Source organism: Sphingomonas caeni (genome assembly GCF_026013415.1).
GTDB lineage: Bacteria > Pseudomonadota > Alphaproteobacteria > Sphingomonadales > Sphingomonadaceae > Sphingomonas > Sphingomonas caeni.
In genome coordinates this window covers 338,216-363,525 of record NZ_JAPDOK010000001.1, presented here as the reverse complement: position 1 = coordinate 363,525, position 25,310 = coordinate 338,216, and the positions used below count along the sequence as shown (strand labels likewise).

The 25,310-nt window shown below is 64.8% G+C and carries 21 protein-coding genes and 1 pseudogene; 13 read left to right on the top strand and 9 right to left on the bottom strand.

What is annotated here, in order from left to right; translation table 11 throughout:
• Positions 1-78: 78 nt before the first annotated feature.
• Genes OF829_RS02020 through OF829_RS02000 form a run of 5 tightly spaced genes read right to left on the bottom strand, consistent with a single transcriptional unit; the run spans position 79 to position 7,942 of the window.
• The gene (locus tag OF829_RS02020) at positions 79-1,230 is read right to left on the bottom strand and encodes a peptidylprolyl isomerase (RefSeq protein ID WP_264938278.1); all 1,152 of its coding nucleotides are present in this window, start codon (positions 1,228-1,230) and stop codon (positions 79-81) included.
• The gene (narI, locus tag OF829_RS02015) at positions 1,227-1,964 is read right to left on the bottom strand and encodes a respiratory nitrate reductase subunit gamma (RefSeq protein WP_264938277.1); all 738 of its coding nucleotides are present in this window, start codon (positions 1,962-1,964) and stop codon (positions 1,227-1,229) included. The genes OF829_RS02020 and narI overlap by 4 nt, the downstream gene beginning before the upstream one ends.
• 10 nt (positions 1,965-1,974) lie before the next feature.
• Entirely contained in the window at positions 1,975-2,679 is a 705-nt protein-coding gene (gene narJ / locus OF829_RS02010; protein WP_264938276.1) for a nitrate reductase molybdenum cofactor assembly chaperone, read from the bottom strand.
• A gap of 2 nt (positions 2,680-2,681) precedes the next feature.
• Entirely contained in the window at positions 2,682-4,217 is a 1,536-nt protein-coding gene (gene narH / locus OF829_RS02005) for a nitrate reductase subunit beta (RefSeq protein ID WP_264938275.1), read from the bottom strand.
• Positions 4,214-7,942 (bottom strand): nitrate reductase subunit alpha, encoded by a 3,729-nt coding sequence (locus tag OF829_RS02000; protein ID WP_264938274.1) that lies wholly within the window; start codon positions 7,940-7,942, stop codon positions 4,214-4,216. The genes narH and OF829_RS02000 overlap by 4 nt, the downstream gene beginning before the upstream one ends.
• 153 nt (positions 7,943-8,095) lie before the next feature.
• Here OF829_RS02000 and OF829_RS01995 point away from each other — a divergent pair, with 153 nt between their 5' ends.
• The 4 genes from OF829_RS01995 to OF829_RS01980 are packed head-to-tail and all read left to right on the top strand — an operon-like array spanning position 8,096 to position 13,563.
• The gene (locus OF829_RS01995) at positions 8,096-8,860 is read left to right on the top strand and encodes a helix-turn-helix domain-containing protein (protein ID WP_264938273.1); all 765 of its coding nucleotides are present in this window, start codon (positions 8,096-8,098) and stop codon (positions 8,858-8,860) included.
• Positions 8,857-10,107 (top strand): MFS transporter, encoded by a 1,251-nt coding sequence (locus OF829_RS01990; RefSeq protein WP_264938272.1) that lies wholly within the window; start codon positions 8,857-8,859, stop codon positions 10,105-10,107. The genes OF829_RS01995 and OF829_RS01990 overlap by 4 nt, the downstream gene beginning before the upstream one ends.
• On the top strand, positions 10,104-12,329 hold the full coding sequence (locus OF829_RS01985) for an adenosylcobalamin-dependent ribonucleoside-diphosphate reductase (protein ID WP_264938271.1): 2,226 nt from the start codon (positions 10,104-10,106) through the stop codon (positions 12,327-12,329). Before OF829_RS01990 ends, OF829_RS01985 begins: the two co-directional genes overlap by 4 nt.
• 31 nt (positions 12,330-12,360) lie before the next feature.
• On the top strand, positions 12,361-13,563 hold the full coding sequence (locus OF829_RS01980) for an NnrS family protein (RefSeq protein WP_264938270.1): 1,203 nt from the start codon (positions 12,361-12,363) through the stop codon (positions 13,561-13,563).
• Between the two features lie 834 nt (positions 13,564-14,397).
• Here OF829_RS01980 and groL read toward each other — a convergent pair.
• Both groL and groES read right to left on the bottom strand, forming a co-directional pair.
• The gene (gene groL / locus OF829_RS01975; RefSeq protein WP_264938269.1) at positions 14,398-16,017 is read right to left on the bottom strand and encodes a chaperonin GroEL; all 1,620 of its coding nucleotides are present in this window, start codon (positions 16,015-16,017) and stop codon (positions 14,398-14,400) included.
• Between the two features lie 51 nt (positions 16,018-16,068).
• On the bottom strand, positions 16,069-16,383 hold the full coding sequence (gene groES, locus OF829_RS01970; RefSeq protein WP_264938268.1) for a co-chaperone GroES: 315 nt from the start codon (positions 16,381-16,383) through the stop codon (positions 16,069-16,071).
• Positions 16,384-16,650: 267 nt separating this feature from the next.
• On the opposite strand from groES, the gene OF829_RS01965 reads away from it, so the two are divergent.
• The 8 genes from OF829_RS01965 to OF829_RS01930 all read left to right on the top strand — a co-directional run bounded on the left by OF829_RS01965 (position 16,651) and on the right by OF829_RS01930 (position 20,196).
• The gene (locus OF829_RS01965; protein ID WP_264938267.1) at positions 16,651-16,890 is read left to right on the top strand and encodes a hypothetical protein; all 240 of its coding nucleotides are present in this window, start codon (positions 16,651-16,653) and stop codon (positions 16,888-16,890) included.
• Positions 16,887-17,156, top strand: a complete 270-nt coding sequence (locus OF829_RS01960; protein WP_264938266.1) for an usg protein — start codon at positions 16,887-16,889, stop codon at positions 17,154-17,156. The genes OF829_RS01965 and OF829_RS01960 overlap by 4 nt, the downstream gene beginning before the upstream one ends.
• The gene (locus OF829_RS01955) at positions 17,153-17,542 is read left to right on the top strand and encodes a hypothetical protein (RefSeq protein WP_264938265.1); all 390 of its coding nucleotides are present in this window, start codon (positions 17,153-17,155) and stop codon (positions 17,540-17,542) included. The genes OF829_RS01960 and OF829_RS01955 overlap by 4 nt, the downstream gene beginning before the upstream one ends.
• A gap of 144 nt (positions 17,543-17,686) precedes the next feature.
• A complete protein-coding gene (locus OF829_RS01950; RefSeq protein WP_264938264.1) occupies positions 17,687-18,181 on the top strand; it encodes an Hsp20 family protein in 495 nt (164 codons plus the stop codon).
• Positions 18,182-18,249: 68 nt separating this feature from the next.
• Positions 18,250-18,759, top strand: coding sequence for an Hsp20/alpha crystallin family protein (locus OF829_RS01945; RefSeq protein ID WP_264938263.1), 510 nt, complete (start codon positions 18,250-18,252; stop codon positions 18,757-18,759).
• Between the two features lie 62 nt (positions 18,760-18,821).
• Positions 18,822-18,998, top strand: coding sequence for a hypothetical protein (locus tag OF829_RS01940; RefSeq protein WP_264938262.1), 177 nt, complete (start codon positions 18,822-18,824; stop codon positions 18,996-18,998).
• Between the two features lie 129 nt (positions 18,999-19,127).
• On the top strand, positions 19,128-19,349 hold the full coding sequence (locus OF829_RS01935; RefSeq protein ID WP_264938261.1) for a hypothetical protein: 222 nt from the start codon (positions 19,128-19,130) through the stop codon (positions 19,347-19,349).
• A gap of 43 nt (positions 19,350-19,392) precedes the next feature.
• Positions 19,393-20,196, top strand: coding sequence for a hypothetical protein (locus tag OF829_RS01930; protein WP_264938260.1), 804 nt, complete (start codon positions 19,393-19,395; stop codon positions 20,194-20,196).
• Here the strand turns inward: OF829_RS01930 and OF829_RS01925 are convergent.
• Together OF829_RS01925 and OF829_RS01920 are read right to left on the bottom strand one after the other, a co-directional pair.
• Complete coding sequence (locus OF829_RS01925; RefSeq protein WP_264938259.1) at positions 20,159-23,143, bottom strand: NERD domain-containing protein; 2,985 nt, start codon at positions 23,141-23,143, stop codon at positions 20,159-20,161. The two genes, OF829_RS01930 and OF829_RS01925, sit on opposite strands and share 38 nt — an antisense overlap.
• Positions 23,144-23,515: 372 nt before the next feature.
• A complete protein-coding gene (locus OF829_RS01920; RefSeq protein WP_264938258.1) occupies positions 23,516-24,430 on the bottom strand; it encodes a hypothetical protein in 915 nt (304 codons plus the stop codon).
• A 258-nt stretch (positions 24,431-24,688) separates the two neighbouring features.
• Here OF829_RS01920 and OF829_RS01915 point away from each other — a divergent pair.
• A pseudogene (locus OF829_RS01915) lies at positions 24,689-25,309 on the top strand (type IV secretory system conjugative DNA transfer family protein); the annotation flags it as partial.
• Between the last annotated feature and the right edge of the window lies 1 nt (position 25,310).

The following is a 25,310-nucleotide window of genomic DNA, read 5'->3' as shown; positions in this document are numbered from 1 at the left end:
ATGGCCGCAAGCTCAGGTCGGTTGGCATAACCCAATGGCGCGGTGAATCAACTTGAGCCGCGTCGGTGAAATCGGTGTCTATCCGATCCGGTCACGCGTCCTTGCCGTGGAATCGGCGACAGGCGTGTGGTTCGACGTACACCTACCACCGCATTCGGCCGCGAGATTGGCCTTCATGATCTCGGCGAGTGCCGCCTGTGCCGGGTCCGATGCATCGCGCGCCGCGGAAATCAGCCGGGTCCAATGCTCGTCGGTCGCGCGATCGACGAAGTCGGCCACGACCGCGCGCACATAGGCAGAAGGCTCCATGCCGGTCGCCGAGGCCGTGTCGCGAAGCTGGTGCGCGACGTGCGGGTCCGTCGCTTCGAGCCAGGGCACCAGCCGTTCGGCCGCCAATCCATTACCGATCAAATCGCCGAGACAGGCCGAGCCTTCCGTCACGCCACCGCGTTCGTCGAATGCCAGCGCGATCCCCTTGTCGCTCGCCGCTTCGGCAAGCGCGGCGACGTAGCGCGAGGCAGCGACGGTCCAGGCGCGACTTTCGAGGTGGAGCCGGATCTGTTCGGCGGCGATGTCGAACGGCAGATCGCGTCCCTCTATGCGGCGTTCGAGCTTGAGGATGTGCCAGCCGAAACGCGAGCGAACCGGCTCGGCGGCAACCTGGCCGGGGGCGAGGCCGAGCAGTGCATCCTCGACCTCCGCTACGAGATCGCCGCGTTGCAGTTGGCCGAGCGACCCACCGGTTGTGGCAGACGGACAGTCGGAGTGATCGCGCGCAAGCTCCGCAAAGGTGCTGACGTCCTCGGCGAGGATACGCGACAGCCGGTCCGCGGTAGCGCGGGCAAGCGCGACATCCTCGTCGGCGTCGGAGCGCGGCTCGATCAGAATGTGCGCGGCCTCGTAAAGCGCAGGGCTGCGGAATTTTGCGCGCTGTCCATCATAGACCCTGCGGCATTCGGCGTCGGTCGGCAGCGTGATCTCGATTTCCGCCTCGAGCACCGCGCGGACCAGTGCGGCTTCCGCGGTTTCCTCGCGGCCGTCCTCGTCGAGTTCCGGCTCGGGTTCCAGGCCAAGCTCGGTCGCGCGGTGCAGCAGCAGCGCCTTGGTCGCCAGCGCATGGCCCGCGGCGGTGCGGGACTCCGCGATCGATCGCCCGGGATGGTTCTGGGCTTCCTTGGCGATCAGCGCCTCGGGAATCTCGACGCCGTGGACCACGATCGCGCGCATCATCTTGCTCCAGCCTCGGGATAGACGGGTGCCGCCGCCAGCGGGCGCGAAGGGATCGGCCGCTTCGTGCGGACGACCTGCCACCCGCGGCGGCCGAGGTACCAGACCGGCGCCGAAAGCATGTGAACGAGACGGGTGAACGGAAACACCAGCAGGATCGTCATCCCGAGCACGAGGTGCATCTTGAAGATCGGATGCACGTCGGACACGACATCGGCGATGCCGGGCTGGAAGGTGAACACGCCTTGCGCCCAGACCATGAACTTGAGCATCTCATGTCCGTCGAGGTGCTGGGCGGAGACGGGAATCGTCGCGAGACCGAGGCTGAGCTGGAGCATCAGCAGCACCAGGATGGCGATGTCGCTGAAGCTCGAGGTCTTGCGGATGCGCGCGTCGAACAGCCGGCGGTGGAGGAGGAGCAGACCGCCGGCGAGGCAGAGCAGACCGGCAATGCCGCCCGCCGCCATCGCGAGAATCTGCTTGGCGCCGTGCGGCACGCCCAACGCGTCGAACACCCAGATCGGCGTGAGCAGGCCGACGAAATGCCCGGCGAAGATGGTCAGCACGCCGACGTGGAACATCACCGAGCCCGCGACGAGCTGCTTGCGGCGCAGCAGCTGCGACGACCCCGATCGCCAGCTATATTGCTCGCGATCGAAGCGGATGACCGAACCCACCGCGAGCACCGTCAACGCGATATAGGGATAGATGCCGAACAGGATCTGATTGAGGTCCATCACTTCCTCCTCAGGCGACCGCGCCGGCGCCGTGGCGCGACGTGGGAGGGACGGCCATCGCGCTCACCAGCGCCTCGGCCTGGGGGCAGCCTGTCTCGGCGGGACCGAAGGTCACCGCGGTCTCGGCCCAGAGCTTGTCCATCGCTTCCAGATCGCCCGGATCGTCGTCGGGCTCCTGCATCAGCGCCGCGAGCGCCTCGGCATCCGCCGGATCGCCTGCGAGCGCGCTCAGCGCGCCGAAGACCGCGCGATAGGGGCTGTCGCGCTTGTGCAGCCGTTCCCCAAGCGCGGCGAGCACATGCGAGGCCTCGCCGAGCAGCGACGCCGCTTCGGCGTCGGGCAGGATCGATAGAAATTCGAGGAACACCGGCAGATGATCGGGCAACTCATTGGCGGAGAGTTCGAGGCCGCGGCCGCGATACAGCTCAAGCAGCGCGACCATCGCCGGGCCGCGCTCGCGGCTTTCGCCGTGGACATGCTCGTAAAGGTTGAGCGACAGTGATCGCGTGCGGTCGAACAGCCAGACATAGCGTTCCTGGACATCGAAGATGTCGCCTTCCGCAAGATCAGCCGCGAGCCGCGCGAGTGCGCGCCCGATCGGGGCGGGGACCAGCGCCTCGGCCTCGATCGCCTCGATCGCGGCCGGGGCGAGTGCCTGCACCTCGGGGGTGGGATAGCGCAGCAGCAGCGCGAGCGCGCGATAGGTGAGGGCCATCGTCAGAGCTCCATCGGGGTTTTGGCGTGGACCAGCTTGCCTGGGCGCCTGTTGGGGCCGAACATCCCGATCTTGGTGTGCCCGTCCGAACAACCGTTGCCGAAGGTGAAGCCGCACCCGCCGCGCAGCCCATAGGCGTCCTCGGCATTTTCGCGGTGCGTGGTCGGGATGACGAAGCGATCCTCGTAATTGGCGATGGCCATGTAGCGGTACATGTCCTCGATCTGCGCCGCGGTCAGCCCGACCCGCTCGGCGATCGGATGGTCGATCCGGCCGTCCACGGTCTTGGCGCGCATGAAGCTGCGCATCGCCAGCATCCGCTCGAGCGCAAGCACTACCGGCGGCTCGTTGCCCGCGGTCAGCAAATTGGCGAGATAGCGGACGGGAATCCGCAGCGACTTGACGTCGGGCATGTCGCCGTCGACCTCCAGCGCGCCCGACGCCGCCGCATTCTGGATCGGCGACAACGGCGGCACGTACCAGACCATCGGCAGCGTCCGGTATTCGGGGTGGAGCGGGAAGGCGACCTTCCAGTCGATCGCCATCTTGTAGACCGGGCTCCGCCGCGCGGCTTCGAGCCACGCCTCGGGCACCCCGTCCGCCCGCGCCTGGGCGATCACCGCCGGATCGAAGGGATCGAGGAAGACGTCAAGCTGGGCCTGGTACAGGTCCTTCTCGTCGGGGGTCGAGGCGGTCGCTTCGATCCGGTCGGCGTCATAGAGCAGCACGCCGAGATAGCGGATGCGACCGACGCAGGTTTCCGAGCAGACGGTCGGCTGGCCGACTTCGATGCGCGGGAAGCAGAAGGTGCACTTCTCCGACTTCCCCGAATTCCAGTTGTAGTAGATCTTCTTGTACGGGCAGGCCGAGACGCACATCCGCCAGCCGCGGCATTTGTCCTGGTCGATCAGGACGATGCCGTCCTCCTCGCGCTTGTAGATCGCTCCCGACGGGCAGGCCGCGACGCAGGTCGGGTTGAGGCAATGCTCGCACAGCCTGGGCAGATACATCATGAAGGTGTTTTCGAACTGGCCGTAGATCTCCTTCTCGATCCCTTCGAAGTTCGAATCCTCCGAACGTCTGGCGAATTCGCCGCCGAGGATCTCCTCCCAGTTGGGACCGCGCTCGATCTTCTCCATCCGCTGGCCGGTGATCTTTGAGCGCGGCCGCGCGGTCGGGAAATTCTTCACTTCGGGCGAGGTCTGGAGGATGCCGTAATCGAAATCGAACGGCTCGTAATAATCGTCGAGCTCGGGCAGGTCGGGGTTGGCGAAGATCTTCGAGAGGATTCGCCACTTGGCGCCCATCCGCGGCTCGATCTTGCCGTTGGCCTTTCGCCGCCAGCCGCCGTTCCAGCGCCTCTGATTCTCCCAGTCGCGTGGGAAGCCGACACCGGGCTTGGTCTCGACGTTGTTGAACCAGGCGTATTCGACGCCTTCGCGATTGGTCCACACGTTCTTGCAGGTGACCGAGCAGGTGTGGCAGCCGATGCACTTGTCGAGGTTGAGCACCATGCCGATCTGGGCGCGGATCTTCATTTCGCGAACTCCTTGTCGGCATGGGCTTCTTCGAGCCAGTCCACCGTCTTCATCTTGCGGATGATGACGAATTCGTCGCGGTTCGAACCGACGGTGCCGTAGTAATTGAAGCCGTAGGCGAGTTGGGCGTAGCCGCCGATCATGTGCGTGGGCTTGAGCACCGTGCGCGTGCACGAATTGTGAATGCCGCCGCGCCGGCCGGTGATCTCGGATCCCGGGGTGTTCACGATCTTTTCCTGCGCGTGGTACATGAAGGTCGTACCCTCACGGATGCGCTGCGACACGACCGCCCGCGCGGTCAGCGCGCCGTTGACGTTGAACACTTCGATCCAGTCGTTGTCGACGATCCCCGCCTTCTTCGCATCGACCTCGGACAGCCAGACCACCGGTCCGCCGCGGTTGAGCGTGAGCATCAGCAAATTGTCGCTGTACGTCGAATGGATGCCCCATTTCTGGTGCGGGGTGATGAAGTTGAGGACGATCTCGGTTTCGCCATTGGGCTTGCCGCCCTGTATGAAGGTGGTCTTGAGATCGATCGGCGGGCGATAGACGCAAAGCGCCTCGCCGAACGCGCGCATCCACAGATGATCCTGATAGAGCTGCTGGCGCCCGGTGAGCGTGCGCCACGGGATCAGTTCGTGGACGTTGGTGTAACCCGCGGTGTAGCAGACATGCTCGCTCTCGATCCCCGACCAGGTCGGCGAAGTGATGATCTTGCGCGGCTGGGCGACGAGATCGCGGAAGCGGATCTTCTCGTCTTCCTTCGGCAGCGCGAGATGCGCGTGCTCGCGCCCGGTCTGCTTCTCGAGCGCGTGCCATGCCTTGACCGCAACCTCGCCGTTGGTTTCGGGGGCGAGCATCAGGATCGTCTCGCAGGCGTCGATATCGCTATCGATCTTCGCCATTCCGTGCGTCTGGCCGGGCTCGAGCACTTCGCCGTTGAGCGCCTTGAGCAGATCGACCTCGTGCCCGGTCTGCCAGCCGATGCCCTTGCCGCCGTTGCCGGCCCTGGCGAGCAGCGGGCCCAATGCGGTGAAGCGCTTGTAGGTATTGGGATAGTCGCGCTCGACCACGCTGATCTGCGGCATGGTCTTGCCGGGAATCGCCTCGCATTCGCCAAGCGACCAGTCGCGCACGTCGAAGGGCTGCGCCAATTCGGCGGCGCTATCGTGCTGGATCGGAGTCAGGACGATGTCCTGCTCGACGCCGAGCACTTCGGGCGAGACCTCGGAGAAGGCCTTGGCGATCGCCTTGAAGATCTCCCAGTCCGACTTGGCTTCCCAGGCCGGGTCGACCGCCGCGCCGAGCGGGTGGATGAAGGGATGCATGTCCGAGGTGTTGAGGTCGTTCTTCTCGTACCAGGTGGCGGTCGGCAGGACGATGTCGGAATAGACCGCCGTCGTCGACATGCGGAAGTCGAGGGTGACCAGCAGGTCGAGCTTCCCCTCGGGCGCCTCGTCGTGCCAGACGACGTCCTTGGGCTTCTGGCCGTCGGTCTCGCCGAGATCCTTGCCCTGCAGCCCGTGCGCCGCGCCGAGCAGATGCTTGAGGAAATATTCGTGACCCTTGCCCGACGAGCCGAGCAGGTTCGAGCGCCAGATGAACATGTTGCGCGGCCAGTTCGCAGGATCGTCGGGATCCATGCACGACATCTTGACCGCACCGCTCTTCAGGCCCTCGAGCGTGTGCGCCTTGGCGTCGACTCCCGCCGCGGCTGCTTCGCGCGCGAGATCGAGCGAATTGCACTGCAGCGCCGGCGCCGAGGGCAGCCAGCCCATCCGTTCCGCCTTGGCGTTGAAGTCGATCATCGAGCCGTCCCACACGCCTTCGGGCGCAGTGGGGGACACGACCTCGCTCATCGCGACCGTCTCGTAGCGCCACTGATCCGAGTGCGCGTAGAAGAAGGAAGTGGAGTTCTGCTGGCGCGGCGGCCGGATCCAGTCGGTCGCGAAGGCGAGCGGCGCCCATCCCGTCTGGGGGCGGAGCTTCTCCTGCCCCACATAATGCGACCAGCCACCGCCCGACTGGCCGATGCATCCGCACATCACCAGCATGTTGATGGCGGCGCGGTAGTTCATGTCCATGTGGTACCAATGGTTCATCGCCGCCCCGATGATCACCATCGACTTGCCATTGGTCTTCTCGGCATTGCCAGCGAAGCCGCGCGCGACCGCGACGATCTGGTCGCGGGGAACCGAGCTGATCGCTTCGGCCCAGGCGGGCGAATAGGGCTGCACGTCGTCGTAGCTCGCCGGCATATGCTCGCCGCCGAAACCCTGATCGACGCCGTAGTTGGCGAGCAGCAGGTCATAGACACAGGCGACCAAGGTCTCGCCCTCGGGGAGCATCATCCTTTTGACCGGCACATTGCGCACCAGCACGTCGGGGTGATCGGTCATCGCGAAGCCGTTGGTCGCGGCGCCACCGAAATAGGGGAAACGGACCGGGGCGATATCGTCATGCACGCCCTTGAGGCCGAGCCGCAGCACGGCCTCGCGCCCGGCGGCCTTCTCCTCGAGGTTCCACTTGCCGTCCTCACCCCAGCGGAAGCCGATCGAGCCGTTGGGCACCACGACCTCGCCGGTCGTGTCGTCGAGCGCGACGGTCTTCCATTCGGGATTGTTGGTCTCGCCGAGCGCGGCATCGAACTCGGAAGCGCGCAGCAGGCGCTCGGGGATATAGGCGCCGTCCTGCTCGACGAGTCGGACCAGCATCGGCAGGTCGCTGTACTTGCGCAGATAGTCCCGGAAATAGGGGACCTCGCGATCGACGTGGAATTCCTTGAGGATGACATGGCCGAAGGCGAGCCCGAGCGCCGCGTCGGTGCCCTGCTTGACCGCCAGCCACAGGTCCGAGAATTTCGAGGCCTCGGAATAATCCGGGCAGATCACCACCGACTTGGCGCCGCGATAGCGGGCTTCGGTGTAGAAATGCGCGTCGGGTGTGCGGGTCTGGGGGACGTTTGAGCCCCACAGGATCAGGAAGCCCGAATTGAACCAGTCCGCGCTCTCGGCGACATCGGTCTGCTCGCCCCAAGTCTGGGGCGATGCCGGCGGCAGGTCGCAATACCAGTCGTAGAAGGAGCCGCAGACGCCGCCGATCAGCTGGAGATAGCGCGCACCGGCGGCATAAGACACCATCGACATTGCCGGGATCGGCGAGAAGCCGAAGATGCGGTCGGGCCCCCACGCCTTGATCGTGTGCGCGTTGGCGGCAGCGATGATCTCGGTGACTTCGTCCCAGGTCGCGCGCACCATCCCGCCCGAGCCGCGCATGCTGGTATAGGAGGCGCGCTGCTCGGGATCGGCCTGGATCGATGCCCAGGCGGCAACCGGAGCCATGGTCGCCCGCGCCGCGCGCCACGCCTTGAGCAGGCGGGCACGAATCAGCGGATATTTCACGCGGTTGGCGGAATAGAGATACCAGGAATAGCTGGCGCCGCGCGCGCAGCCGCGCGGCTCGTGATTGGGAAGCTCGGGGCGCGTGCGCGGATAGTCGGTCTGCTGGGTTTCCCAGGTGACGATCCCGCCCTTGACGTAGATCTTCCACGAGCAGGAGCCGGTGCAGTTCACGCCGTGCGTCGAGCGGACAATCTTGTCGTGCTGCCAGCGGTCCCGATAGGCCTGTTCCCAGGTCCGGTCGTCGCGGTTCATCACGCCGTGACCGTCCGAGAAGGTCTCGGTCTTCCGCGTGAAGAAGGTGAGGCGGTCGAGGGTGTGACTCATCTGCGATCCCGAACCTGAGCAGGGTCACCTCGACTCTGCGGTCAGGCTCGGACGCTAGTGTTGACGTTGATCACTGGCATTACGTGATGTTCCCAATGGTCTGATGTGACCAGGATCACGAGAAAGGCGCAGCCAAATCCAAGGATGCGCTGCATGTTCGTGACCGACCTTCCCCGACCTGCGACGGGCCCCGCGACGGCGCTGGATGCCTTCCGGTCGATCGGTTGGCTCGCCGCGGTCGCGCCCTCGACGATCGAACGGCTCGCCGCTCAGGCGATGGTTATGCGGATGCCCCGCGGTGCGCAGATCTTCGATCAGGCCGAGATCCCCACCTTCGCGCAATTCCTGCTGGCGGGCTCGATCGAGCTGCTTGCCGTGCGCGGCGAGGAGGAGACCTTGGTCGAGCTGCTGCGACCCGTGGATGCACTATTGCCCGCCGCCGTGCTCGGCGCTTTGCCCTATCTGGTGCGGGCACGCGTGCGCGACGACGCCGTGATGCTGCTGGTGCCTGCCGAGGCGTTTCGTGCCGCGGTCGCCGCCGACCATGCGCTGTGCCTGGCCGTGCTCGCCTGCCAGGCGACCCAGTTCCGGCGCCAGATGAAGCTCGCCAAGGCGATAAGACTGCGCTCGGCCGAGGAGCGGGTCGGCGCTTTCCTGCTGGCGCTGGCGAAGGCTCGACCGGGAGCGAACGAAATCCGGCTGCCGATCGAGAAGCGCCAGATCGCGTCGCAGCTTGGCATGACCCGCGAGACGCTGTCGCGCGTCCTCCCCGTGCTCGCCCCCCACGGGCTGCGCGTCGCAGGCGACCGGCTGTTCGTCGACGACCTCGCCGCCGCCCGCACGGCCTTCCCTTACGACCCGCTCATCGATGGCCGCGACGAGATCACGCCGCTGGCCGCTCCAGGGGGACTGCAATGACCGCGAATGCCACTCCGACCCCGGCACGCGCGCTGACGGTGCTGCTCGTCTCGACTCTCGCCTTCGCGGTGTCCTTCGCGGCCTGGATGATGTTCGGCGTGACGGGCATTCCGATCCGCAAGGAGCTTGGCCTCACCGGCGCCGAATTCGGCCTCCTGACTGCCACGCCGATCCTGACCGGCGCGCTGCTGCGGCTTCCGTTCGGCATCTGGACCGACCGGTTCGGCGGCCGGATCGTCATGACGCTGCTGCTGACCGCCAGCGCCATTCCGCTCTGGCTTTCCTCCTATGCGACCCAGCTTTGGCAGTTCCTCGCGATCGGCCTCGCGCTCGGCATGGTCGGCGCGGTGTTCGCGGTCGGCACGCCCTATGTCGCGCGCTTCTTCCCCAAGAACCGCGGCTTCGCGATGGGCGTGTTCGGTGCGGGGGTTAGCGGGGCCGCGATCAACATGTTCGTCGCGCCGCAACTGGTGAACGCATTCGGATGGCAGAGCGTGCCGCGAGTCTATGCGGTCAGCCTGTTGGTAGTGGCCGCTTTGTTCTGGTTCATCGCGCTGCCCGACCCTGGGAAGAACGCGAATGCAGCTTCGATGCGCACCCAATTGCGCATCCTGCGCGATCCGCGCGTGTGGAAATACTGCCAATATTATTCGATCGTGTTCGGGGGGTTCACGGCACTGTCGATCTGGATGCCGCAGTATTTCCTCAATCAATATCATTTCCCGATAGCGACGGCCGCGCTGATGGCGGCCTGCTTCTCGCTTCCCGGCGGCGTGCTGCGCGCGGTCGGCGGATGGCTCTCGGACCGGTTCGGCGCGCACAATGTGACGTGGTGGGTGCTGTGGGTCGCGTGGGTCTGCCTGTTCCTTTTGTCCTATCCGCAGACCGACCTGATCATCCAGACCGTGCGCGGACCGCTCGCTTTCCACATCGGCCTGCCGGCCTGGATGTTCGCGGCGCTGCTGTTCGTGCTCGGCGTCTGCTTCGCCTGCGGCATGGCCTCGACCTTCAAATATATCGGCGACGATTTCCCCACCAACATGGGTGCGGTCTCGGGGATCGTCGGCATGGCGGGCGGTCTCGGCGGCTTCCTGCTGCCGATCATGTTCGGCGCACTGCTCGACGTGCTGGGTATTCCGTCGAGCTGCTTCATGCTGCTCTACGGCATCGTCTGGGTCTCGCTGATCCTCTCCTACCTGACCGAAGTCCGGCGCTTTCCGGTGATGGGCGCGAAGGCGGCGGGATGACCGTGGTTGACGTGGAATTCGAAAGCGCGCTGGCGCACGAGATCTGGTCGGCCAAATACCGGCATACCGAGGACCGCAGCTATGCCGACACGATCGCTCGGGTCGCCTCCGCTGTCGGCGAAGCGGAACTGCCCGCCGTCCGCGTCGAGTGGGAAGACAAGTTCAAGGCCGCGCTGACCGGCTTCCGCCTGCTCCCTGCCGGCCGGATCCTCGCCGGAGCTGGGACCGGACGCAGCGTCACGCTCTTCAATTGCTTCGTCATGGGCACGATCGAGGACAGTCTCGGCGACATCTTCGCTCAGCTGCGCGAGGCCGCGCTGACGATGCAACAGGGCGGCGGGGTCGGGATGGACTTCTCGACGATCCGGCCCAACGGCAGCCCGGTGAAGGGCGTCGCAGCGGATGCGTCGGGGCCGCTTTCGTTCATGGATTGCTGGGACGCGATGTGCCGCACCATCCTTTCGGCCGGTCAACGGCGAGGCGCGATGATGGGGTGTCTACGCATTGACCATCCCGATATCGAAGCCTTCATCGACGCCAAGCGCGATGCCCAGCGGCTGCGCAATTTCAATCTTTCGGTGCTCGTGACCGATGCGTTCATGGCGGCGCTCGAGGCCGATGTCGAATGGCCGCTGGTTTTCGGCGGCGCGGAGGTCCGGCGCGTTTCGGCGCGCGCGCTCTGGGAACGGCTGATGCGTGCGACCTATGATTGCGCCGAGCCCGGCGTGATCTTCATTGACCGCGTCAACGCGCGCAACAATCTCGCCTATTGCGAAACGGTCGCGGCGAGCAATCCGTGCGGCGAGCAGATGCTGCCGCCCTATGGCGCGTGCCTGCTCGGATCGATCAACCTGGCAGCGCTGGTGGAACGTCCCTTCGACGAAGATGCGGCGCTCGACGAAGCCGCGCTCGCCGAGCTCACGCGCACCGCGGTCCGTCTGCTCGACGACGTGATCGACATCTCGCGCTACCCCCTTCCCCAGCAAGAGGCCGAGGCCAAGGCCAAGCGGCGGATCGGGCTCGGCGTGACGGGCCTGGCGGACGCGTTGCTTTTCTGCGGCGCGGCCTATGGCGGGTCACGCGCGCTCGAGTTCACGCGAAAGTGGCTCGGAATCATCAGGCGCGAAGCGTATCGCGCCTCGGCGCTGATCGCCGCCGAGAAGGGTGCCTTCCCACTCTACGACCCGGTGATGCTCGACCGGCCCAATCTGCGCGACCTCGACGACGAGACGCGCGCGCTGATCGCCGAGCACGGCCTTCGCAACGGCTGCCTGACCTCGATCGCGCCGACCGGGACGACTTCGCTGCTGGCCGGCAACGTCTCGTCGGGGATCGAGCCGGTGTTCGCTTATTCCTACACGCGCCGCATTCGCGAGCCCGACGGCAGCACACGCGAGGAACCGGTCGAGGATCATGCCTTCCGCTTGTGGAAGCGGCTACGCGGCAACGAAACCCCGCCTCCCGAACTGTTCGTCAGCGCGCAGACGCTCGGCGCCGCCGATCACCTCACGATGCAGGCGGCGGCGCAGGAGCTGATCGACAGCTCGATCTCGAAGACGATCAACGTTCCCGAGGACATCGCCTTCGCCGACTTCGCGGACATCTATGCCGAAGGCTATCGGCTGGGGTGCAAGGGCATGACCACCTATCGGCCAAATGCCGTGACGGGCGCGATCCTGTCGGTGGAGGCCGAAGCGGAGGTGTCTCCGACGCCCGCCGCGCTTGACGACGGCCAGCTCGCGACGCGGCTGGAGGCGCTGCAGGGCGCGACGTACAAGCTCAAATGGCCCGACAGCGCGCATGCCATCTATGTGACGATCAACGACATCGAGACCGGCGGGGTCCGCCGCCCGTTCGAGATCTTCATCAACTCGAAGAACACCGAACACTATGCCTGGAGCGTCGGGCTCACGCGGATGATCTCGGCGGTGTTCCGCCGCTCCGCCGACGCGTCATTCGTCGCGGAGGAGCTCAAGGCGGTGTTCGACCCGCGCGGCGGCGCTTGGATGCAGGGCCGCTACGTTCCGTCGCTGCACGCGGCGATCGGCGGCATAATCGAGCGTCATATCGGCGCGCGCGAGGCGGAACTGCCGATCGACCTGCCCGACGCCCCGGCGATGCGCCGGCCGCCGCGCAGCTGTCCGCGCTGCGGCGCCGCGGCGATGATGCGCTCGGAAGGCTGCGAGACTTGCCTCGAATGCGGGCACTCGAAATGCGGATGACTCGCGATCCCACGACACGCCAGGAGCGACCATGACCGACGGTGCAACCCTTCGCCGTGCCCGCCTCGCCGCCAGCCCGGCGCTGTTTCGCGGCAGCTTTCGCCCCTTCTTTCTGGGGGGCGCAATTTGGGCGATGGTCGTGCTCATACTCTTCGTGTGCGCGCTGAGCGGCGCGATCACGCTCCCCACGGCGTTCGACATCGTCGGCTGGCATCGCCACGAGATGCTGTTCGGCTATCTCGGGGCTGTCATCGCCGGTTTCCTGCTGACCGCAATCCCCAACTGGACCGGTCGCCTGCCGATCGCCGGCGCCCCCCTGGCGGCGCTGGCCGGGCTTTGGCTCGCGGGGCGGATCGCCATTTTGTGCTCGGCCGTGATCGGTGCGCCGGTCGCGGCGGCGCTCGATGTCGGCTTCCTGCTCACGCTCGCCTTCGTCGCCGGGCGCGAAGTGCTCGCCGCACGCAACCGTAATCTGCCCGTCGTGGGCCTGGTGTTGCTGCTGGCCGTCGCGAATGGACTCGACCACGCCGAGGCGATGGGTGCGCCGCTTCCCGCCGGGCTCGGCTACCGCTTCGCGGTCGGGCTGATCGTGATGATGATCGGGCTGATCGGCGGCCGCATTATTCCTTCGTTCACCCGCAACTGGCTGGCCAAGCAAAGCGCCTCCACCGCGCTGCCCGGGCAGCCGACACGGTTCGACATGGCGGTGATTGCGGTGACCGCTCTCGCGCTGGTCGCCTGGGTCGCGGCGCCGGATGCCGTGGCGAGCGGCTGGGCGCTGCTGCTAGCCGGGGCGGCGCAGGCGGCGCGGCTGGCGCGCTGGCAGGGTTGGCGTGCCGTGCGCGAGCCGATCGTGCTGATCCTTCACGTCGCCTATCTCTGGATTCCGGTGGGCCTCGCGCTGCTCGGTCTGAGCATCGTGACCGAGGCAGTGCAGGCTTCGGCGGCGCTGCATGCGCTGACCGCTGGGGCGATGGCGGGGATGACGCTTGCGGTCATGACCCGGGCGACACGCGGTCACACGGGGCGCGATCTTGTCGCGGGTCCGATGACGGTCGCGCTTTACGGGCTGATCACGTTCGCAGCCGCGATCCGCGTCGCCGCGCCGGTGCTGCCGGTGGACTATCTGACGGGGATTCACGCCGCCGCGCTCGCCTGGATCGGCGCGTTCGTTCTTTTCATCGTCGCCTATGGCCCTATGCTCGCCTTGCCGCGGACGGACGGGAAGCTCTGAACGCGTCCCGGCTCGCTGCGAGGGATCTGAGGGTTCGCGAACCTCGCAGAAGACTCGATTCACGATCCACAAACGCGCGGAGATATCGAGGCCGGCGCGCAATCAATTTGACCCAAGATCGGATGCGGCGCCGGTTGTTAGTTTACACCGTTAGGCTGGCGGCAGGACACCCCGACGACTAGGACGCATTGCGTAGCGAGACTTCGCGCTCCTGGAGCCGTATGAACGCCCCTGAGACAGAAGAGGACTCAATAGCTTAAGTTAAGCTATTGATTAGTCCAGACAATATAAGATTTGGTTTTGAAGATGGCCCGAAATATGGCCCAACAAATATAAGATAGCAGAGGTTCGAGTCTTATTGGTATCTTCTGGTTACTGACAAGACCGTAGCGAATGACCCTCCGCGATGCAAGTATCTTGATAACGACTAACAAGGGCGGCGATGGCTCCTTCCCAAGGGAGGGGCTATCGCTCGACGCCCTGCGCATCTCCAAGGCCGAGGCTTAGCGGCGAATAGGATCGCCCCAAAATATGCGACGATTGAATTGCCTTACAGAGGTCCAGGCACCCAGGTGGCGAAAATCGTCATGCACGATTCGTGATAGTTGCTCCTACGCCAAACATGAGCAATCCGATCCATCACGTCTCATATGCGCCCCAGAGTCGGTCATTGCGGCCCGACGACTCGCGACCCGTTAGCTGACGTTCGCAATTTGGTGTATTGGCAACGCGCTTTGCAAAAAACCCGTGGCAGGCTTCCGTTACCCTCCGCGGGACCCTAACGGTAACGCCGGCGAACTGAGGAGCGCAGCGATGCTGCGCCCCTCAGCTTGATCAATAGTCCATCGCCGGCATCGGCGCGGGTTTCTCCTCCTTGGGCAGCTCGGCGACGAGCGCTTCGGTGGTGATCAGCAGTGATGCGACCGACGCGGCATCCTGCAGAGCGGTCCGGACCACCTTGGCCGGATCGATCACGCCCGACTTGACCAGGTCCTCATACTCGCCGGTCGCGGCGTTGAAGCCCCAGTTATAGTCCTCGCCCTCGAGCAGCTTGCCGACGATCCAGGCGCCATCCTCGCCTGCATTCTCGGCGATCTGCCGCGCCGGAGCGCGGAGCGCCCGGCGGACGATGTCGATGCCCGACTGCTGGTCGTCATTGGCTGCCTTAAGGCCGTCCAGGGCCTTGAGCGCGCGCAGCAATGACACGCCGCCGCCCGGAAGGATGCCTTCCTCAACCGCCGCTCGGGTGGCGTGGAGCGCGTCGTCGACGCGGTCCTTCTTCTCCTTGACCTCGACCTCGGTCGCCCCACCGACGCGGATCACCGCGACGCCGCCGGCAAGCTTGGCGAGGCGCTCCTGCAGCTTCTCGCGGTCATAGTCGGACGTCGTCGTCTCGATCTGCTGCCGGATCTGCGAAACCCGGCCGTCGATGTCGGACTTGGCGCCGACGCCGTCGATGATCGTGGTGTTGTCCTTGTCGATCGAGACCTTCTTTGCCCGGCCGAGCATGCCAATCGTGACATTCTCGAGCCTGGTGCCGAGCTCCTCGCTCACGACGTTGCCGCCGGTGAGGATCGCAATGTCCTCGAGCATCGCCTTGCGGCGATCGCCGAAGCCCGGCGCCTTGACCGCCGCGACCTTGAGCCCGCCGCGCAGCTTGTTGACGACGAGCGTGGCGAGCGCCTCGCCCTCGACGTCCTCGGCGATGATCAGCAGCGGACGGCCCGACTGCACGACCTTCTCGAGCAGCGGCACCAGCGCCTGGAGGTTGGCGAGCTTCTTCTCGTGGATGAGGATATAGGGGTCATCCAGCTCGACCCGCAGCTTCTCGGTGTTGGTGATGAAATAGGGCGAGAGATAGCCGCGGTCGAACTGCATGCCGTCGACCGTCTCGAGCTCGGTCTCGAGGCTCTTCGCCTCCTCGACCGTGATCACGCCTTCGTTGCCGACCTTCTCCATCGCTTCCGCAAGGATGCGGCCGACTTCCTCGTCGCCATTGGCGGAGATGGTCGCGACCTGCGCGATCTCGCTGTTGGCCGAGACCTTCTTGGCATGCGCCTCGAGGTCGTGGACGACCGCGTTCACCGCGAGGTCGATGCCGCGCTTGACGTCCATCGGGTTCATCCCCGCGGCGACCGCCTTCGATCCTTCGCGGACGATCGCCTGGGCAAGCACCGTCGCCGTGGTCGTGCCGTCGCCGGCCTTGTCGTTCTGCTTGCTCGCGACCTCGCGCAGCATCTGCGCGCCCATATTCTCGAACTTGTCGGCGAGCTCGATCTCCTTGGCGACGGTGACGCCGTCCTTGGTGATGCGGGGCGCCCCGAAGCTCTTCTCGATCACGACGTTGCGGCCCTTGGGGCCCAGCGTCACCTTCACCGCGTTGGCAAGCGTATCCACGCCGCGCAGCATGCGGTCACGCGCGTCCGACGCAAATTTCACTTCCTTGGCCGCCATCTTGGCTAAACTCCTTTCGTATGTCCTTGCTGAGGTTGGGAAATGCGGCGATCACGCCGCCTGCTTGAGCTGGGCTTGGACCTCGATTACGCCGAGGATGTCGCTCTCCTTCATGATGAGCAGGTCCTCGCCTTCGATCTTGACCTCGGTCCCCGACCATTTGCCGAACAGGATGCGGTCGCCGGTCTTCACCGACGGCTCGACGAGCGAACCGCTGTCATCCCGGGCGCCCGGGCCGACAGCGACGACTTCGCCTTCCTGCGGCTTTTCCTTGGCGGTGTCGGGGATGATGATGCCGCCCGAGGTCTTCTCCTCGGCTTCGATGCGGCGGACGACCACACGGTCGTGCAAGGGGCGGAAATGCATGCATAACCTCCAGTTGCAAAACGTGGATGTGATGTCCCTGGCGTTCTCGCGAACGACAGGCGCGGGCGAATTAGGAAAGCCGATTTTTCGGTTCAAGACCCGGAACGCAAATTTTTGGCACTCGTTGGCACACAGTGCCAAAGTCCATGATCTGAACGGCTTGGGACGTGCGCGAGGCCCTTGACGGCAATGCGTCGCCGACCAAGATTTGGCAGCGGGCTCATAGGCCCATGAGAAAGGAGCGGCATCAAGGAAAGGAGGACAGCCGTGTCGCAGCCAGTCTCCCGCTTTCTTCATCCCTTCGACGTTGCGCGCCATCCGAGCCTCGAGCCCGAGGTGAAGCGCGCCATCCTCGCCCGCTGGGCGTCCGACCGGTCCGCGGTCGCAGGCAAGCCCGCCTTGCGCAAGCCGCCGGGCGTGCGCCGAGCCATTCCGGTTGATGACGTATTCGCCGCGCTGCGCTCACTCGACGGCCAGCCGGGAGCCGGTGAGGCGACGCGGCAATGAGCGATCGCGCGCTGCTCGCGCAGCTGGAGGGCTATGGGCTGACATTCGCCGAAATCCACTATTATCGCCCCGACGCGCCGTCGCTGCTGCAGCTGTTCGTCTGGCAGCAATATGATCTGGCGCCGGACTTTCCGATGCTGCTCGATTTCCTCGACCATTGGCGGCGCGAGATCGAGGCTGCGCTCCATTCGGTCCGGATCGCGCACGAGCGGCTGATCCGGCCGGCGGAGTGGCGCGCGGTCGACGGCGTCATTTCGATCCAGTGAACCGCGGTCCGATCCGGCGCTGGCGTGAGCGCGGTGGCCGCATCGCGCGCATCGTGCTGCCGTTCGACGACATCATGGAGTTCGCGCTGGCGCTGCTGTCGGTTACGCCCGCCGAGCTGGAAACGCTCGGCTGGACCTTCGCCGATCGCAAGCGGCTGCTCGACCATTTCCTCGCCTCGGGAAAAGTGGCGCAGGGAACGCCCCCGGAGCAGCTGCCGGCGCTTCCCGTCGAGCTTGCCATTCCGCAGCGCGATGTCGACCGGCTTCAGCGGTTCGCTCGGCGCGAGCTGCCCAAGGCGGCCAGCAATGCCGGCAATGCTCGATCGCGTGCTGGCGGCGCTGGACGCCGCATCGCACCGGTAGCCGGAACGCCGCACAAGCGTTGAAAAAAACGCATGGCTAGGGGCCTTGAAACGCGTTCACCTTGAACCAGATAAGCGCCGCCGGATGCCGGCACGGATCCGGTATGGAGAGCGTCCGCTCTCTCGGACGCATCTTCATAGACTCGTTGCTCAACGGAGGACTTGGATATGAGGACCAACTATGACTTCACGCCGTTCCGGCGCTCGACGGTCGGCTTCGACCGGCTGTTCGACCTGCTCGAGAACGGTCTCACGACCCAGATCACCGACGGCTATCCGCCGTTCGACCTCGTCCGCGACGGCGAGGACCGCTACCGCATCAACATGGCGGTAGCGGGCTTCCGCCCCGACGAAGTCGAAGTGACCGCGCAGCAGAACATTCTCGTCGTCACCGGCCGCAAGAAGGAAAGCGACGACAGCCGCTACATCCATCGCGGCATTGCCGCGCGCGACTTCGAGCGCCGCTTCGGCTTGGCGGATTATGTCCAGGTGAAGAATGCCGAGCTCGCCGACGGCATGCTCTCGATCGAGCTGGCGCGCGAGATTCCCGAGGCGATGAAGCCCAGGAAGATCGCGATCGGCTCGAGCGGCGACAATGCCCGCCGGATCGAGGATTCGTCCTCGAACACGGGCGAAGGCGCCAAGCAGCTCGAAGCTGCGTAAGACGAACCGTGTCCGCCGCGCCACCAGGGGCGGCGGACCTCTTCGCCAGCAACCCAAGGAGATGAATCATGGCAATACGTGATTTGATTCCGTGGCGCCGGCCGGAGAACACGGCGCCCGCCCTCTTCCGCGAGGAAGAGCGCAGCCCCTTCGTCCAGCTCCGCCGCGAGATGGACCGGCTGGTCGACGACTTCTTCCGCGCGCCGCTGTTCGGCGGAAGCACGCTCGCCGGCACCAGCGTCGGCTGGCCGAGCCTCGAGGTGAAGGACAGCGAGGACCAGGTCACCATCACCGCCGAGCTGCCCGGCCTCAATGAGAAGGACGTCGAGCTCACCGTCCACGACGGCGTGCTGACGCTGCGCGGCGAGAAGAAGAGCGAGCACCAAGACACGGATCGCGGCTGGTCGGAGCGCTATTACGGCCGCTTCGAGCGCTCGATCGCGCTGCCCGACGGCGCCGACGAGGCAAAATGCGAGGCGGATTTCCGCGACGGCGTGCTTACCGTCCGGATGCCGAAGTCGCAGGAGGCGAGCCGCGGCCGCAGGATTCCGATCGGGACCAGCGGCACGCGCCACTGACCCGAACTGCCGGAGCGCGCCGAACCTCGGCGCGCTCCCTCCAGCATCTTCCAAGCGTGAAAATGAAACAGGAGCAATCGAATCGGCCGGATGCGGCGCTGCAGGACGGCGGTATTGCCGCGCCCGAGCAACGAAGCGTCGCGGACAACAGCTATGAGGCCAGCACGGAACGCGTCGGGCGATGGGTGGCCGACGGGCATGACGAACTCGACCGGGTCGTCGTGCGCAGCTGGAACTGACGAAACGGAGGAACGAGTGATGCGGGACGAGGCAATTTCCACCACGGGGCCGATCGGCGGCCCTTTCTTCGGGGTGCAGTGCTGATGCCGGGTCCTTCGCGACAGCCCTTGCTCCGCCCCGCGCTCGCGGTGGCGCTGACGCTGGCCGGCGGCGTCGCCGGCGGCGCAACTGCGAACCTGCTGTCCAACGCCGGCGAAGTGCGCGCCGCGACTGCGCAGTCGATCCCCGTCGACACGGTGCCGCTCAGCCGCTTGACGCTTGCACCGCTCGTCGAGCGCGTATCGCCAGCGGTGGTCAGGCACCAAGCGTCGGGGCGGTGGTCACGTTCCAGCTCGACCCAGATTCGTTAATTCCGGTGAGCGAATGATGCGACTACGCTTGAACCTTTCGGGGATGGTCGTCGCCGCCTTGCTACTCGCCGTCGTTGTGATCCCGACGTTTTTTCTCATCATCATTTCGTTCTGGCGATATGCCGACTATGACATGACGCCCGCCTTGACGCTTTCGAACTACGCGCGGCTCATCGAGGATGACACCTATTTCTCTCTCCTTCTTCAGAGCGTAGCGGTTTCCGCTGCCGCGGCGACGGCCGCTACCGCGCTTGGTGGAGCAAGCGCTTACGCGATACTACGCCTGCCTCAACCGGTTCGCATGCCCGTACTGATCGCACTCGCGGCGCCCTTTCTAGTTGGTGAGGTACTCCGCCTAGTCGGATTGCGCGGCTTGCTCGATCCGGCGAGCGCGTTCGCAGCTGCGATCCACTCTTGGGGTTACACCTATCCGAGTTGGCTGATGTTCTCGGATCAGGCGACTGCTCTGGGCATCGTTCAATCGTGGGTAACTGTCCCTGTAATCCTCTGCTACGCGAGCCTTAGCAACACACTGGGCCGATATGAAGCGATCGCCGCAAGTCTGGGCGCGCGCCCCGGCCACATCATAAGCAGGATCCTCCTTCCTCTGAACCTACCCGCGGTGGCCGCGAGCTTTGTCGTAGTCCTGATCGCCGGCTTCACCAGCGCGCTCCCCGCAGACGCGCTCGGCGGCGCCCGAGGAGCAAATCTCCCTGTCGCGATCGGTACAGTGATCAAGGATACGGCAAACTGGCCATTTGGTGCGGTGCTTTGCCTTCTCCTGCTTCTGGCCTCGGCTGCTTCGGCGTTCACGCTGCTGAGGCTTGTCGGAAGATGGGCACGATGAGGCGATCCTCCTCGGCTGCCTTGAGGTCATAGTCTGTCTCAGGTGCTTCCTGGGTCGAATCGAAGTAGTCGATTAGGTGGGGGATAACTGATTTCCGGGCGGTCACCCGCTCGACTGCCCTCCGGCGGCGCTCCTTCGATACGCGGTCACGCCGGTCGATTAGTGCGACCATCTCCCCGCCACCCATTATTGGGTTGCGCATGTCGCGTATCGCCAGTTGGGTGTCGTCGCTCCTTGCAAGATCGAGTAAGCCGAGCCGCCTGCCTGCGGCGCCGGGCGCGAGCCTCACCTCGACGGTGTCGTCATCCTCAAACTCCAAGGGACGCGGCGTCGCGTAGCGGAACATCGCAGCCGTCCCCACGTCTGGCAGTCGCGTGTCGAGCCGGACCGTCAGCACGGAATCCTCCTCGATCTCCGCAGCTCTCAACCAGAGCCTACTCACGTCAATGGTGTCGAGCGGGAATTGCGGCAAGGCGGCGTTCGCACCAAGGTCCGGCTCTGCGCCGGTGCCGAGATCCTGGCTGTCCTCCCATGCGTCATCCGCGTCGTCGTCCTCAACGATAGGAGCGGTGGGCTGGTGATCGGCCTCCAACGGCGGAACCGCTACGCGCAGAAATTCCACGAGCGCCTGGCCGCCGCCGGGCTCTCCCCGCGTCAGCGAGAGCGTCATCCGCAGCGGGACGCCCTGCGCCAATTCCTGAAGCCGGCTATCGTTGAGTTCGATGTGATCGATCTCGCCATGCTTGAACCGGATCAACAGACGCTGATTGAGCCCTGTGATGAAATATGATTCGACTCCGGACGCGCTTCGATATGACTTCACCCACAAGTGGCCGTCGTCACCCTGCAGCACTTGATCGGCTAGGTTGCGGGCAGCAAGGCGGAACTCGCGAGGAGGCGGCGCGAGGAGCCGCCGGCGTTCGATGTCGATGGCCTCGGCCAACGGGTCCAGCGTCTCAATCGCGGGTCTTGCCAGCTCCGTGCGCGCAGCGTCCGCAATGTTGCGCGCCGAGACCTCGGGTCGACCCGCCGTGAACTGCAACACCATCTTGGCCGCGGCAAACCGGTCGATTTGCTTCTCGGAGCGCCGCTCGTAATCTGCCGGTGCCCAGCCGGGACTTCGCAACCGGCCTTCTCCGAGCGGTGCGACGTCGAGCAGGTCAATTAGCGTTACTATCCCGTCGTCACTCACCACGACGTTCGCCGGGTGGAGGTCACCGTGCGAGAGGTCGCGCTGGTGGAGCTCTGCCACGGTGTCTATCACAGCAGCGAGCAGCGCGAGCAAATCGCCTTCCGACCGGTCGGCCGGGGTCTCGAGCGTCGTGCCCTCTACGAAGCGAGTTACGACGAAGGGGCCAACCTGGGATAAGCCGCAGTCTACGACCGGTGCGACGCCGCGCGCCGGGAGCGCCCGCAACTCGGCGGCCGTCTCAAGCATGGCGAGCAGTGCGTGGTCGCGTTTGGCGTCACCCCGAGTAACGCCGTTCCATATCTTGACGACCAATCCCTTTGGCTTCGGCCCGCTCTCGTACCGCGAGGCGCGACCCTTTGTCTGGACCTCGCCGGCGCTTGGGTATGCCACGTAGGGGATGGCCGAGGTCTCGAACCCGTCGAGGCGTGATTGGTCCACTTCCGGTCCCGACGGCGTCTTCAGCTCGCCGAGCGCTTCGGCGAGAAGTCTCGCGTCTGGATAGCGCTCGGAAGGCGGGGCAAGCGCCTTGTCGACCACATCCTCCCATCCCGGAGGCAACCCGCCATTGCCGCCATCGAAGGCCTCCAGATCACGCATCAGCAGCCCAAGGCTCCTCACGTCGCGCTCGAACGCGGTCGGCTCCACGCCCCAGTCAGGTTCCGGTTCGGCATAGGTGGCGAGGGCGTCGCTAAACTGCCACACAGACCGTTCGCCGGGCAGCCTCGCGGAGAAGAAGCCCGTCATCTTCATGTTGGTGGGATCCCCAATCCAGACGCAGTCCCCTCCTATGTCGCGGTGCGCCACGCCCTTTGCATGGAGTTCCGCCGTCATTGAAGCGAGCGCGTGCGCGATGTCGACGCGCTGCTCACCCGTGACGTTGGCACCTTCGCGGCCCAAGTATCGCCGTAGCGTGGTCCAGCCGTTTGGGATGGACACGAGCTGGTGGTGCTGGGTCAGGATTTCTTCCGCCGGCGCGCTGATCTCCTGTAAGATTCCCCGCTCGGCCATCCAACTTCGCTCCTCGCCTAGATGGGCGAGCACGTTCGACTCTCGTTCGGCAATCGTGCGCCGTCCGTCGGGCTCGTTGAGTAGGGTCGGCAGGTGATCGAAGCGCCATAGGCGCAAAAGCGCCTTCACCCGTTCGTCGCGGGCGCGATGCGCCCTGTGTTCGCGCCAGACATCGTGCCGATGCTTGTAGAAATCTTCCTCGCTGACTTCGTATCCGTCCCAGGTCATCTTGCAGGGCTGAAAGTACTTCGTGTTGCCGAAGAGCCGCTCAAAGTCCTTAACGAGCATATTGGGACGGACCTTGGTGAGCTGGACCTTGCCGAGGATGCGGTTTCGCTCCGCTGGGTTGCCGAGCAGCCTCGCTTCCGAGAGTGACAGCACGAAGGGTTTTTCGGCATCGGGCAAGAACTCGTTCGTCGCCGAGCCGGTCAGGATCACGCGACCATCGACCCAAAAGCGGCCTAGCGAAGGTATCTGGTTGCTGATCAGGGTCTTGAGCTTGCGCGCCTTCTCGGTGATCACTGTTACAGGGGAGCGGCCACGGCGGGATTTCCCCAGCACCCAGTTGTCACCATTGGAGGTGAGAACACCGTTCCAGTCTTTGAGCTCAAGTAGGACGATGCGGTCGTCCATCACAGCAATGACGTCGATCTCTATCGGCTTGTCGTTCGGCGGGTAGGCGTTCAGGGAGGCATAGATTAGCCAGTTTATGGGCAGGGACTGCGCAAGGGCTTCCAGGCCCTTCACTTCCCGATGGTGAATACCCGCGCTGCTAAGATACCGAACCTTACAGGCCATCTTCCCCCCAATCGGCCGGTGAGTCCGGTTATGGGCGAGTATCGCAGCCTACGACGCGGAGGGTCAACTTTGCGTTCGAAAGTTTGTCAGGGATGAGAATTCAGATCGAACTGCCGTCGGCCGCCATAAATTTCCCCGTACCGTCAGAGCGGATAAATCGGGATCGGTGCAATCTCGGTATCCGACCCCCATATCCGGCAGGGCGGTATAGTTACGCCTTTATTGGCGGCGATTCGATTCGCTACGCCGCAGTGAATTCGCGAGATGGCACTCGAAGAAGATGTCAGGCCGAAGGCATGTCTGGGGTTGTGCTCTGGCCCACTACTTTAGGCACTCGACTACGGCTTTTGTCAGATCAGCTACATGCACTGCCGTGGGGGAGCCGGCTTTCATCTTCCACACGGTATAGCCGCCCTTCGTGGGCTTCTCCCGCAGGGCCGTCTGCCTACCCTCAGTGATGAAGCGGACCAGCGCCTTCGTCTTGTTGTCTTCCTTGATATCGAAAAGCTTACGCGCCACCGCATCGGAAAGCAGATGGCTACCCTTTGTATCCAGGCAGTAGACTAACCCCTTTTTCCAAACGAGGAAGTCGGGGAAAAATGATGACGTATCGCCCTCAGAGAGGAGCGGAATGTAGAATCCGCCGGCCGACGGATTGCGGTGCCAAAGCTCCCCTGAACTGTCCAACGCCTGCGCGAACGCCAGCTCAAACTTATTCATGCCGGAATATCGTTCGTACAAACCGTTCGAGAACGCGGGTGCATTCTTCGGAACACGCATGGCTCCGAACTTGAACGGCTTCACGCTCTCGTAGGCGAGATCGGATAGGTTGTAGAAAGCTTCGACGACTTCCTGCGCAAACTTGTCCGCAAGCTTGTCCGCCTTGCTCGCGATTTGCACCCGGACGTCAAACTTCTGATCCTTCAGATCGACGATCGCCAGTGCACGTGACGAGCGCGCTTTTATTGCGGTGCTGACCAGCCAGCGAAGGCGAACCGGATTGGTATGACCTTCCACCTTCCAGCTCACGGCGCCAGCGCCATCAAGCTCATTCAAATTGACGAGTTGCGAGCCGACATAGGCTTCGCCCACTGTATTGACGTCGCCTTCCTGAAATACCGGGAAGTCTCCGATGATCGTACCGGTCTGCGCCACGACCGGCTTGGCTTTTGACATCCAGAAGACGATCGGCTCCGCCGATAGGTGTGCCCGGATAAGCGAGACGGCTTGGGCCAAGATCGGTGTTTTGCCCGCACCCGTCAGCGCGGATATGGTGATCGGACGATGACATTGACCGCGGCAAGATGTCGTGCCGCCCGAAAGCTGATTGTCGCCTAACGACTGACGAGCAGACGAGAGACGCGTTTAGCCGAGCTGACTGAGTTTCCCCGGAGAGGCGCTCGCGTGCCCCAGCGAGTGTCTGATCTTCGGCTGCAGTTTCCCGGAGATTCACGGCTGAGCCCGAGCGAATGAGTCGCGCGGGCGGAGGCCCGCATGACCCCGACCAAACTGCTCCTCGGTCAGATCCTCCTTGTCTTCGCGATCGTGGTCGCGGGAATCTGGTTCGCAACCCAATGGGCAGCGGCCGAGCTTGCGTATCAGCCTGAGCTGGGGCCGGCGTGGTTCACGCTCTTCGGCCGGCCGATCTATCGGCCCTGGGCGATCTTCCCCTGGTGGTATCATTTCGACGCCTATGCACCCCACGTCTTCGACCGCGCGGGTACGATTGCGGGGGCGAGCGGTTTCGTCGGTTGCGGGACGGCGATCGCCGGATCGCTGTGGCGCGCGCGGCAGCGCCGGAACGTCACGACCTACGGCTCGGCTCGCTGGGCCACACCCCGCGAAATCGAGCGGGCCGGCCTCTTCCGCGACACGGGCGTGTTCCTCGGGCGAACCGGCGCACGCTATCTGCGCCATAGCGGGCCGGAGCACGTCATGGCATTCGCGCCGACCCGCTCGGGCAAGGGCGTCGGGCTGGTCGTGCCGACGCTGCTCGGCTGGACCGGCTCGGCCGTCATCCACGACATCAAGGGCGAGAACTGGCAGTTGACCGCTGGCTGGCGCGCGCGCTTCTCGCACTGCCTGCTGTTCAATCCGACCGACGCACGCTCGGCCT

Bases quoted from the DNA above. Each gene is read 5' to 3' on its own strand.
- OF829_RS02020 (WP_264938278.1), bottom strand. From the start codon at position 1,230: ATGATGCGCGCGATCGTGGTCCACGGCGTCGAGATTCCCGAGGCGCTG.
- narI (WP_264938277.1), bottom strand. From the start codon at position 1,964: ATGGACCTCAATCAGATCCTGTTCGGCATCTATCCCTATATCGCGTTG.
- narJ (WP_264938276.1), bottom strand. From the start codon at position 2,679: ATGGCCCTCACCTATCGCGCGCTCGCGCTGCTGCTGCGCTATCCCACC.
- narH (WP_264938275.1), bottom strand. From the start codon at position 4,217: ATGAAGATCCGCGCCCAGATCGGCATGGTGCTCAACCTCGACAAGTGC.
- OF829_RS02000 (WP_264938274.1), bottom strand. From the start codon at position 7,942: ATGAGTCACACCCTCGACCGCCTCACCTTCTTCACGCGGAAGACCGAG.
- OF829_RS01995 (WP_264938273.1), top strand. From the start codon at position 8,096: ATGTTCGTGACCGACCTTCCCCGACCTGCGACGGGCCCCGCGACGGCG.
- OF829_RS01990 (WP_264938272.1), top strand. From the start codon at position 8,857: ATGACCGCGAATGCCACTCCGACCCCGGCACGCGCGCTGACGGTGCTG.
- OF829_RS01985 (WP_264938271.1), top strand. From the start codon at position 10,104: ATGACCGTGGTTGACGTGGAATTCGAAAGCGCGCTGGCGCACGAGATC.
- OF829_RS01980 (WP_264938270.1), top strand. From the start codon at position 12,361: ATGACCGACGGTGCAACCCTTCGCCGTGCCCGCCTCGCCGCCAGCCCG.
- groL (WP_264938269.1), bottom strand. From the start codon at position 16,017: ATGGCGGCCAAGGAAGTGAAATTTGCGTCGGACGCGCGTGACCGCATG.
- groES (WP_264938268.1), bottom strand. From the start codon at position 16,383: ATGCATTTCCGCCCCTTGCACGACCGTGTGGTCGTCCGCCGCATCGAA.
- OF829_RS01960 (WP_264938266.1), top strand. From the start codon at position 16,887: ATGAGCGATCGCGCGCTGCTCGCGCAGCTGGAGGGCTATGGGCTGACA.
- OF829_RS01950 (WP_264938264.1), top strand. From the start codon at position 17,687: ATGAGGACCAACTATGACTTCACGCCGTTCCGGCGCTCGACGGTCGGC.
- OF829_RS01945 (WP_264938263.1), top strand. From the start codon at position 18,250: ATGGCAATACGTGATTTGATTCCGTGGCGCCGGCCGGAGAACACGGCG.
- OF829_RS01940 (WP_264938262.1), top strand. From the start codon at position 18,822: ATGAAACAGGAGCAATCGAATCGGCCGGATGCGGCGCTGCAGGACGGC.
- OF829_RS01930 (WP_264938260.1), top strand. From the start codon at position 19,393: ATGGTCGTCGCCGCCTTGCTACTCGCCGTCGTTGTGATCCCGACGTTT.